9 protein-coding genes and 1 pseudogene are annotated in these 9,639 nt (G+C 69.7%); 6 read left to right on the top strand and 4 right to left on the bottom strand.

Annotation, left to right across the window (positions count from 1 at the left end):
* Positions 1-856 precede the first annotated feature (856 nt).
* From BJF77_RS18585 to BJF77_RS20735, 3 genes are all read left to right on the top strand, one after another.
* Positions 857-2,110 (top strand): cytochrome P450, encoded by a 1,254-nt coding sequence (locus tag BJF77_RS18585; RefSeq protein WP_158041331.1) that lies wholly within the window; start codon positions 857-859, stop codon positions 2,108-2,110.
* 334 nt (positions 2,111-2,444) lie between these two features.
* Entirely contained in the window at positions 2,445-2,585 is a 141-nt protein-coding gene (locus BJF77_RS20740; protein WP_158041329.1) for a hypothetical protein, read from the top strand.
* A gap of 15 nt (positions 2,586-2,600) precedes the next feature.
* Complete coding sequence (locus BJF77_RS20735; RefSeq protein ID WP_158041327.1) at positions 2,601-2,738, top strand: hypothetical protein; 138 nt, start codon at positions 2,601-2,603, stop codon at positions 2,736-2,738.
* 145 nt (positions 2,739-2,883) lie between these two features.
* On the opposite strand, the gene BJF77_RS18580 is transcribed toward BJF77_RS20735, so the two are convergent.
* The 3 genes from BJF77_RS18580 to BJF77_RS20915 all read right to left on the bottom strand — a co-directional run bounded on the left by BJF77_RS18580 (position 2,884) and on the right by BJF77_RS20915 (position 5,055).
* Entirely contained in the window at positions 2,884-3,870 is a 987-nt protein-coding gene (locus BJF77_RS18580; protein ID WP_075873096.1) for a cation diffusion facilitator family transporter, read from the bottom strand.
* Complete coding sequence (locus BJF77_RS18575; RefSeq protein ID WP_255396364.1) at positions 3,870-4,565, bottom strand: transporter substrate-binding domain-containing protein; 696 nt, start codon at positions 4,563-4,565, stop codon at positions 3,870-3,872. The genes BJF77_RS18580 and BJF77_RS18575 overlap by 1 nt, the downstream gene beginning before the upstream one ends.
* Before the next feature lie 163 nt (positions 4,566-4,728).
* On the bottom strand, positions 4,729-5,055 hold the full coding sequence (locus BJF77_RS20915; RefSeq protein WP_187347299.1) for a CsbD family protein: 327 nt from the start codon (positions 5,053-5,055) through the stop codon (positions 4,729-4,731).
* A gap of 589 nt (positions 5,056-5,644) precedes the next feature.
* On the opposite strand from BJF77_RS20915, the gene BJF77_RS18565 reads away from it, so the two are divergent.
* Positions 5,645-6,670 carry a zinc-binding alcohol dehydrogenase family protein gene (locus BJF77_RS18565; RefSeq protein ID WP_047804264.1) on the top strand — a complete coding sequence of 342 codons (1,026 nt, stop codon included), beginning with the start codon at positions 5,645-5,647 and terminating at the stop codon, positions 6,668-6,670.
* 75 nt (positions 6,671-6,745) lie between these two features.
* Here BJF77_RS18565 and BJF77_RS18560 read toward each other — a convergent pair whose 3' ends face one another.
* Entirely contained in the window at positions 6,746-7,072 is a 327-nt protein-coding gene (locus BJF77_RS18560) for a helix-turn-helix transcriptional regulator (protein ID WP_082157477.1), read from the bottom strand.
* 163 nt (positions 7,073-7,235) lie between these two features.
* Between BJF77_RS18560 and BJF77_RS18555 the strand changes: the two genes are divergently transcribed.
* Together BJF77_RS18555 and BJF77_RS18550 are read left to right on the top strand one after the other, a co-directional pair.
* The gene (locus BJF77_RS18555; protein WP_075873094.1) at positions 7,236-8,324 is read left to right on the top strand and encodes an NADH:flavin oxidoreductase/NADH oxidase; all 1,089 of its coding nucleotides are present in this window, start codon (positions 7,236-7,238) and stop codon (positions 8,322-8,324) included.
* A 42-nt stretch (positions 8,325-8,366) separates the two neighbouring features.
* Positions 8,367-9,415 (top strand): annotated as a pseudogene (locus tag BJF77_RS18550) (NAD(P)-dependent alcohol dehydrogenase).
* The last annotated feature ends 224 nt before the right edge of the window (positions 9,416-9,639 follow it).

Here is a 9,639-nt window from a genome sequence, read left to right as displayed (position 1 = left end):
GCTGCACCTGTTCCTGGGCGTGACCATGGTGGGCCTGTCCTTCCTGCGCCGCGACACCCACGACCGCAGCGCCACGCACAACACCACCGGTCCGGCCTACTGACCAGCAGTTCCAGGCAGGGGAGCACGACAGCGGCGAGCAGTCCGCCGTCCCGGCACCGACCGGCCTGACCGCACCGTGCTCGGGAAGACTCCCGGCTGTGCCCGTCCGTTCCGTGTCATGCGGGACGGGCGGGCACCTCCTGCTGCCGGGCAGCAGAGGTCGTGCGAAATGGGATGATGCCCGGCCCCACCACTGCAGAACACCCAGGAACACCGCGGCGGCGCTGCAGCCCGGGCACAGGGCCGCAGCGAGGGGATGAGCACGAAGCAGATCCACCTGGGCGGGCCCACCGCCCGCACGGGTCGATCCCACCGCTGCGCGCCCTCGATGCCGCGTAGACGCCCCGGATCGTGGCCGCCGGGACGGTGTGTCCGGGCGCGGTGCGGGTGGGAGTACGGATCAACGGCACCCTGACCGGCCGGCGCTGCTGCCGGCTGCGCGACCTGCACTGACGGCGCCCCACACCCGGTGTTCGGACCGCCCCCCAGAGAACGGCTCCTGCACCATGCGCGTCAGGCCAGCGGCCCTCGCCGCGGGCTCTTCATATGGCCCTGTCAGGGGCTTCGTCGTTCTGGGGAGTCCGTGCGGTTCGGGGCAGGACCTCGGTGCGGTGTCCGCCTTCATCCCCGGGGCGTGGGGCGGACAAGGGGCATCACTACGATGAGGAACCCGGCATCACGAACGTTCCCGGCCGACCATCGACACCGTTCAACGATCGGAGATCCCATGAGAATCGTCCATGCGCACACTCGCGTGAGCGACCGCACCCTAGATCTGCTGCGGGACGGATACACCTTCGCCGACACGGTGCGCGCCCGGATCGGCAACCTCGCGACCCGGGCTGCGCCGCTGAAGCTGATGGGCGGGCCGGCGCTGCTGATCCGTGGAACGGAGGCGGTGCGCTTCTTCTACGACACCGACAAGTTCCGCCGGGCCGGGGCGATGCCGCTGGCGGTGAAAGCGCCGCTGTTCGGGCGCGGAACCGTGCACGGGCTCGACGACGACTCCCACCGGCACCGCAAGCAGTTGTTCCTGCACGCCACTACGCCCGAGCGGGTCGAGGTCCTGGTGGCGGAGGTGGACCGGGAATGGGCCCGGGTGCTGGAGGGCGCTGGGACGCTCAATGTCTACGAGGCCTCGGTGGGGGTCTTCGGCCGCGCGGTGCTGTCCTGGGCGGGCACCGGCATGGACACCCCCCAGATGGAGGACCGGGCGCAGCGACTGGCGGCGATCGTCGAGGGCTTCGGGGTGCCCGGGCCCCCGTGGGTCCGGGCGATGCTCGCCCGCCGCGACAGCGACGCCTGGGCGAAGGGCCTGATCACCCGGGCCCGCACGGACGAGGGCTGCGCCGGGCAGGGAGCAGGGCAGGCGCCCGCGCTGGATCTGGTCGCGGCCCACCGTGATGCGGACGGGCAGCTGCTGGACGAGCACACCGCCGGTGTGGAGCTGCAGAACATGGTCCGTCCCACGATCGCGGTCAGCCGCTTCGCGGCGTTCATCGCGCTGGCCCTGCACGAGCACCCGGACTGGGTCGCACGCCTGCGCGCTGAGACCACCGAGCGGGGCACCACGGTGGGAGGCCCCCTGGCCCGTGCCTTCGCCCACGAGGTGCGCCGGGTGTATCCGTTCGTGCCGATGCTTCCCGCCCGGGCCCGCTGTCCCATGCAGTGGGGTGGGCAGCAGATCCGCACCGGTCAGCGGGTGCTGCTGGACATCCTGGGCACCAACAACGACCCCGGCGAGTGGGAGCGTCCCGCTGATTTCGATCCGGAGCGGTTCCTGGACCTGGACCCGACCGCGATCGAGAACTTCGTCCCCCAGGGCGGCGGCTCGGCCGAGGCCGGACACCGGTGCCCTGGGGAAGACATCACGGTGGGGCTGATGGCGGTGACCGCGGCACACCTGGCCGGGCGCGACTGGACCGCGGAGGACGCCGGCATGAGCTTCGATCTGCACCGCATGCCCACCCGCCCTCAGGGCGGCCCCGTGCTGCAGTTCACTCCCTGAGAGCTACCGTTCCCGTCCTTCGCTCTATCGATCACCTCGGTGCCGGTGCCGGTGCCGCAGACGGAACAGGGGCCCGGGGTCTTGTTGCCCTGGGCGCAACACCTGCACCGCGCAGCCGAGGTCTGCGGGGGCCGATCACGGACAGGCATGGGCGCAGGAAACACTGTGGACCGAGGCCGTGGGTGCTGACAGAACGCCGCTCTGGGCCCTGCGACGTCACCGAGTTGAGCCGGGAGCGGGCCCGACGCAGACTGCTGTGCAGGTCCAGCAGACGGCCCTCCGTCACCGACCGGCGCCCCGTTGCGGGGCGTGCCCGGGCTCGAAGAGGATCCGCATGGAAGAGGGCGTCGTAGCCATGGTCCAGGCCTACCGGCTGGGCCGGCTGCTCGGACAGGCCCGTCTGCCGCCAAGAGAGGTGTGGTCGCGGTACGTGCACGCCGGTGGCACGGTCGGTGAGCACGAGGTCGAGGCCTAGATCCACAGCGCCCTGATGCTGCCGGCCGCAGAGCGTGACGCCCTGGCCTGGGCCGCCAACGAGCTCACCGCCCGCCTGGGGCTGGTGCCCGCCCCGTCCAGCGGTCAGCTGTGGGGCCGGATCCGGCTCCACCCCGAGACCCGCCCGCGATGACCGACCCGGCCGGGCGGCACTCATCCGCGACGGCCCCCGTGGCATGCGCCTCGCGACCGTGACGCAACCCCGTCCGGCCGACCCGAGGCGGGCACAGGTGGTGACCAGGCGGTGCGTGGTCTGTGATGAGGACCGTGCTCGGCGCTCAGGCCCGGGGGGCGTGCCGCTCGAGGACGTCCGGCAGCTTCGGGACGGTGGCCACGACGGCGTCGCGGATCTTCCAGTCCAGGCCCAGCAGACCGGCCCGGGCGGCCTCCAGCCGTTCGGGGGTCGCGGTCTCCAGGGGTTTGGGGACCACGAATCCCTCCACATGGAAGACCTGGCCCTCGTCACGGACCCGGGCGGCGGCGGTGTGCACCCAGTCCAGGGACCGCAGGTAGGCGTCGATCTCGCCCAGCAGCGGATGCGGCTCCTTGTTGTCCACGCTGGTGGGGCGGGCGTCGATCAGCCCGGCCACGGCTGCGCGCAGGTTGGTGATCCCATCCCTGAGGATGGAGGTGGCGATGACGATCGCCGCTGCCGCGTCGGCCCACCACCAGCCCAGCCCGATCCCGGCCACCCCTACCAGGGCCGACAGCGAGGTCATCCAGTCGGCCTTGTTCATGTCCGCGTCCGCGTAGAGGACCTTGTTGTGCAGGCCTGGGGCGAGCTTCAGCTTCTTCCGGCCCAGGATCACCGGGGGGATCGCGGTGGCCACCATGGCGGCCATCATCAGCCAGCCCAGCCAGATGGTGGTGCCGAAGAGCTGGATCCCGCCGATGGTGGGGTGGTCGACGGTGACGAGGGCGATGGCCGAGTCCACGATGAGGTATCCGCCCATCACGACCAGGGCGGTGGCCGCGACCACGTGGGAGATCCCGATGGCCCGGTGGTAGCCGAAGGGCCGTTCGGCGGTGGCGGGGCGGCGGGTGATGCGCACTCCGATGAGGAAGGCGATCGGGGGGATGAAGGAGAGCATGTCCTCGATCCAGGCGGTCTTCATCGCCTGGGAGTTGCCCATCACCGCGTAGACCAGCCCGACGATGAACACCAGGGACACGATGGTGATCCACTCCAGGCGTACCGCCTTGCGCAGATCCCGGGCGATCTCCTCGGGCAGCGGCTCGTCGTCGACGTTGTGCTTGGTGCCCATCACTGCTGCCCTCCCCGGGTCTGCAGGAACTCGTCGAGGTCCAGCAGGAAGGCGTTTTCGCCCTTGCGCACGGCCATCACGTGCTTCTCGGTCTGGCCGAACTCGTCGACGGTCTGCGTGTAGGGGCGGGTGAGCCCGACCTTCTGCTTCCAGGGGGTCTTGTCGGTGAGCCCGCCGATGACCATGTCCAGGTCCCCGTGCTCGAGCTGGTCCACCAGCTCTTCCTCCCCATCGGCGGTCCACTCCACCTCGGCGTCCAGGGTGCTCGCGTAGTCCTCCACCAGCGCCACCTCCCGCCCCGAGGGGGCCGGGTGCTCTACGGAGACGAAGGGCTCGTTGTGCGAGATCCCCACCCGCAGCACCGATCCGGTGACCCGCTCCAGCGTCTTGTGCGGGTCGGCCGGGTAGGAGGCCGCACACCCGGTGGCCACCAGCACCAGGACCACCCCCAGCCCGATAATCAGCTTTCTGATGATGAGGCTCATGCCATGACGGTAGACCCGCTCGGGCGGATTGTCCCGCACCGAACCCCCGCGGGTGGCCCCGCCACCGGTGGTCGGGGCGCTGGACCCGGAGCTGGGCGGGAAGCCCTGGCAGGACGACCCCTCGATGTGGCCGATCACCTCGCTGCTGGCCAACGAGGCCGTGCACGCGGCCAAGGCCCAGGCGTGGGCGGCGGCCGAGGAGCTGGACATGGCCCTGCGCCTGGCCTTCCTCCGTGGCTCGGGACCGATCAGCCTGTTGCACGAGGTCCTGGGCCTCGCCGCCGGCTGCCCCGCCGTGGAGACCGACGACCCCACGGCGATGGCGGATCTGGTGGCCCGGGCGGCGGCTGCCGGCCAGGCACCGCCGAAGGCATCATCGTCGGGGCAGTGGCCTCGCCCGTCCAGCCGGTCTCGTCCACGGAGGCGGGATGGGGCGGGTGCCGGTGCGCACCTGCGGCTTGTGGTGCCGGATTCTCTCTGCCGGACAGTCGTGCTGGAGGGGGGCGGGCCGTTCCTGGTCCTCCACGATGTCCCGGGCGGCGCCCTCGACGTCCTGACCATGGCCTCCGGCTCGGCCCACGGCGTTCTGCGCCAGCCCCTGCGCCTGCAGCTCCGCGTTGCCGGTGGCCGCGCCGAGCCTGTCCTTGGCCGCACCCACCGCCCGGTCGGTCGTGGCGCCGATGCTGTTCGCGAGTCCCATCGGCGTCTCCTTCGACGTGGTGCACGAAAGAGCCCTCTGCTGGACCAGGGCCCACGGTGGACGACCCGCCATCGGATCTGGCAGCAGACCGAGGATCGTGATCCCGGCGCATAGGGGGTGGAGCAGAGCGAGACCGCCGCTCGTGATTCCGCAATGTCCGGATGTCAGTGGCCACCTGACGTGAGATGTGGCCGGTTGCCGGACGCCTCGATGAGGGCGGGCTCCATGGTGGCACCAGCGGCGGCTCGATGGTGCGCGGAGTGTTCGCGGCGAGGCCGGACACCCGGCACCTTGCACATGGCCGACTACCGGTCACCTGGGACTGTCCGGTGGGGCGCAGGTTCAGCATGGTCGGTCCCCGGCTGGGCTGGGAGCAGCTCACGCTGGGGTCAAGGCCGGGGTGGCTTTCGCGGGCCGCGTCGAGGGCGCCGATCGCAGCGTTCGGGGCCTCTGGACGCCGGCAAGCCCGAGAGCCGGCGTGAAGGGGGGCGGGGTGGGCCGCCGGATCGCGATGTGCCGTTCACCGGGTTGAGGGAGAGGATGGGTGCACTAACGCTCGTGTTGACCTGTCTCACCAGGGAGGAAACCCATGACCAGTCCTCAGCCGGCTGTCACGACCACCACCGCCTACCTCGCCCAAGCAGGGCGGGAATTGGACGACCCAGGCGCATTCCTCACCAGCACCGTCACGATTCCGGACCTGCGTCCGCACGACCTCCTCGTCCGCGTTCACGCGGTGTCGGTCAATCCCGTGGACATCAAGTCCCGCGATGCGATGTCCAGCGGCACCCGACAACTGGGCTGGGACGCCTCTGGCGTGGTCGAGGCGGTGGGATCGGCGGTGACCCGCTTCACCGTCGGGGACGAGGTGTGGTACGCCGGCGACATCACCCGGCCGGGCACGAACGCCGACCTGCACGCTGTCGATGAGCGCATCGTGGGACACAAGCCCACCACACTGGAGCACCCAGCTGCAGCAGCTCTTCCGCTGACCGCTATCACGGCCTGGGAAAGCCTGTTTGACCGCTTCCGTCTCACGGCCGACAGCACTGGAACCCTTCTCGTGGTCGGAGCCCCCGGAGGTGTCGGCTCGATTCTCATTCAACTGGCGAAGAAGCTCACCGGGTTGACCGTCATCGCCACCGCCGCGCGCCCTGAGACCCGTGAATGGGTCGTTTCCCTCGGGGCTGATCATGTCGTTGATCATCGCAACCTCACCGAAGAGACTCAGGATCTGGTCCCTGAGGGGGTCGACTATGTGTTCACTGCGCATTCGGCAGGAAATGTCCAGGCCTTCGCGGAAATCACCAAGCCGTTCGCTCAGATCACTGCGATCGACGACCCGGATGCCTTGGACCTGTTGCCTCTCAAGGCCAAGTCCATCACCTGGCATTGGGAACTCATGTTCACCCGATCGATGTTCGCCACCTCCGACTTGATCGAGCAGGGCAACCTCCTCGACGAAGTCGCCCGCCTGGTGGACGACGGCACGGTGCGCAGCACCGTGACCACCGTGATACCCGGGTTGGACGCCGAAGGACTTCGTGCAGCCCACCAGCTGGTCGCCGCTGGAACGGCTATCGGGAAGATTGTCGTCAGCCGACACCGGGACTGATGACGCGACCGTCTGACGGAGCCGGCGAACCGGTCTGCCGGAGACCGCGCAGGAGTCACGAAGCTCGACTGTTCCTCAAGGCTGAAGTGGGGGACTCCCGTGCTGCCTCGCCACGGCCAGGATGGTGTCCAGCAGACCGGGGAACAGGGCCTCGAGGTCGTCCCGGCGCAGGGCGTTCATGCGCGAGGTGCCCTGGTAGGACTGACGGATCAGACCCGCCTCGCGCAGCACGCGGAAGTGGTGGGTGGCGGTGGATTTGGTCACCGGAAGACGGAAGGACACGCACGCCATCTCGGTGTGGCCGGCGGCGAGGTCGCCCACGATGCGCAGGCGCACCGGGTCGGCCAGGGCAGCGAGCACGGCTTCCAGGGTGATCTCCTCCCGGGCCGGATGCGCAATCATCCGGGCAGATGGCGTGGTGGGCACGGATTCCCCTTTCTGTCGCGGTGGCCACAGTCTACGAGAGCCTTCGTACTACGTCCTCTGTCGTAGTACGGTGGTCGACGTACCAGGCGACGGCGCCTGCGAGATGATCCGCCAGTCCTGCGACGGAAGGAACGCGCCCATGAGCGCCCTGTTCGAACCGATCACCCTGCGGTCAGTCACCGTGCCCAACCGGGTGTGGATGTCCCCGATGTGCATGTACTCGGCCGAGGCCGACGGGCCGCAGGCCGGGGTTCCGACCGACTTCCATTTCCAGCACCTGGTCAGCCGAGCAGCCGGTGGGGTGGGTCTGGTGATGGTCGAGGCCACCGCAGTGCGCCCCGAGGGGCGCATCACCCCGTGGGACCTGGGGCTGTGGAACGAGGCGCAGCAGGAGGCGTTCACCGGCCTCACGGCCGCGATCTCCGCCCAGGGGGCGGTGCCGGCGATCCAGCTGGCCCATGCCGGGCGCAAGGCCTCCACGGATCGCCCGTGGCGCGGTGGCGGTGCGGTGGTCGAGTCCGCGGGCGGATGGCCCACGGTGGCTGCCAGCCCGCAGGCCTTCGGCGACCTGCCCGCTCCGCAGGAAATGGGCGTGGAGGAGATCCGGGTTCTGGTGGAGGACTTCGCCGCTGCTGCGCGGCGAGCCTCTGCCGCAGGGTTCCAGGCGGTGGAGATCCACGGGGCTCACGGGTACCTGCTCAACTCCTTCCTCTCCCCGGTGGCCAACCGGCGTGTCGATGACTACGGCGGGTCCTTCGAGAACCGCGCCCGTCTGGTTCTGGAGGTGGTCGACGCGGTCCGGGGCGTGTGGCCGGCGGAGCTGCCGGTGTTCTTCCGGGTCTCGGCCACCGACTGGGTGCACGAGGCCGAGGGGACCGAAGCCTGGACCGGGCAGGACACCGTGCGTCTGGCCGGGCTGCTGAAGGACCACGGGGTGGACCTGCTCGACACCTCCACCGGTGGGATGGTGCCGCATGTGCGCATTCCTGTCACCCCGGGCTACCAGGTTCCCTTCGCCGAGGCCGTGCGCACCTCCACCGGGCTGCCCACCGGCGCGGTCGGGCTGATCACCGACCCCCGACAGGCCGAGGCCATCGTGGCCGAGGGCCGGGCCGACGTCGTGCTGCTGGGCCGGGAACTGTTGCGGGACCCGTACTGGGCCAACCATGCCGCCGCTGAGCTCTCCGGTCCGGCCCGGGTGCCCGTCCAGTACGAGTACGCCATCTGACGTCCTGTCCATTTCTTGACCGCCCAACCCCAGGAGGCTGCTGTGCCCACGTCCGTTCCCGCCCTGCTCGCCCCGAGTGTCGGCGCTCCCTTCGAGCGCGGCACGATCGAACGCCGCGACCTCGGCTCCCACGATGTGCTGATCGACATCGCCTACGCCGGTATCTGCCACTCCGACATCCACCAGGCCCGGCAGGAATGGGGACAGGCGATCTTCCCCATGGTTCCCGGCCACGAGATCGCCGGCGTGGTCGCGGCTGTGGGAGAGAAGGTCACCGCCCATGCCGTGGGTGATCGGGTCGGCATCGGCTGCTTCGTGGACTCCTGCCGGGAGTGCGAGAACTGTCTGGCCGGGGAGGAGCAGTTCTGCACCCGCGGGATGGTGGCCACGTACAACGGTCGCCAGTACTCCGGGGAAGCCACCTACGGTGGGTACAGCACGCAGATCGTCGCCGATGAGACTACGTTCTGCGCATCCCCGAGAATCTCGCCCTTGATGTGGCGGCCCCGCTGTTGTGCGCGGGCATCACCACCTACTCCCCGCTGAAGCACTGGGGTGCGGGCCCGGGCCAGAAGGTCGCTGTGGTGGGGATGGGCGGGCTGGGCCACGTGGCCGTGAAGATCGCTCGCGCCATGGGCGCGGAAGTGACCGTGCTGTCCCAGTCGCTGTCGAAGCAGGAGGACGGTCTGCGCTTCGGCGCCGAGCACTACTACGCCACGAAGAACGAGGCCACCTTCCACCAGTTGCGCGGCAGCTTCGACCTCATCCTCAATACCGTCTCGGCCGACCTTGACGTCGACGCGTTGCTGGGGTTGCTGCGGGTCAACGGCTCCCTGGTCTACGTCGGGCTGCCCGAGGATGCACAGGCGTTCAGCGTCTTCTCCCTCGTGCGCGGGCGCCGCAGCCTGGCCGGATCCAATATCGGTGGAATCCGTGAGACCCAGGAGATGCTGGACTTCTGCGCCCAGCACGGCATCGGGGCCGAGATCGAAATCATCGGTGCCGACGACGTGACCGAGGCCTACGACCGGGTGGTCGCCAGTGACGTGCGCTACCGCTTCGTCATCGACACGGCCACCATCCCGGCCTGACCCCTCTATCACGCCCAACGACGACGGCGGGGGTGCTGAGGACTCCGGTTCTCAGCACCCCCGCCGTCATCGATGCAGGTCCAGGTGTCAAAGGCAGAGTCTTCTCGCTCTGCGCTGATGCCGTTCTCGAGACTGTTGATCGATCCGACGTCCCGCAACACGTCCGAGGCCCTTGGCCCCTCCGTGTCCGTGCCGGCATCGTGTGGCGTTCAGCGGATCAGGGG

Source organism: Kocuria sp. CNJ-770 (assembly GCF_001942375.1).
In the GTDB taxonomy this organism is placed as follows: domain Bacteria; phylum Actinomycetota; class Actinomycetes; order Actinomycetales; family Micrococcaceae; genus Kocuria; species Kocuria oceani.
Note: the sequence above shows the minus strand (reverse complement) of the source record. Positions and strands in the feature narration are given on the sequence as shown.

Coding starts and splice junctions, on each gene's coding strand:
- BJF77_RS18555 (WP_075873094.1), top strand. CDS start 7,236: ATGAGCGCCCTGTTCGAACCGATCACCCTGCGGTCAGTCACCGTGCCC.
- BJF77_RS20740 (WP_158041329.1), top strand. CDS start 2,445: ATGGAAGAGGGCGTCGTAGCCATGGTCCAGGCCTACCGGCTGGGCCGG.
- BJF77_RS18575 (WP_255396364.1), bottom strand. CDS start 4,565: ATGTCCAGCTCCTCGGCCGCCGCCCACGCCTGGGCCTTGGCCGCGTGC.
- BJF77_RS18560 (WP_082157477.1), bottom strand. CDS start 7,072: ATGATTGCGCATCCGGCCCGGGAGGAGATCACCCTGGAAGCCGTGCTC.
- BJF77_RS20915 (WP_187347299.1), bottom strand. CDS start 5,055: ATGGGACTCGCGAACAGCATCGGCGCCACGACCGACCGGGCGGTGGGT.
- BJF77_RS18565 (WP_047804264.1), top strand. CDS start 5,645: ATGACCAGTCCTCAGCCGGCTGTCACGACCACCACCGCCTACCTCGCC.
- BJF77_RS20735 (WP_158041327.1), top strand. CDS start 2,601: ATGCTGCCGGCCGCAGAGCGTGACGCCCTGGCCTGGGCCGCCAACGAG.
- BJF77_RS18580 (WP_075873096.1), bottom strand. CDS start 3,870: ATGGGCACCAAGCACAACGTCGACGACGAGCCGCTGCCCGAGGAGATC.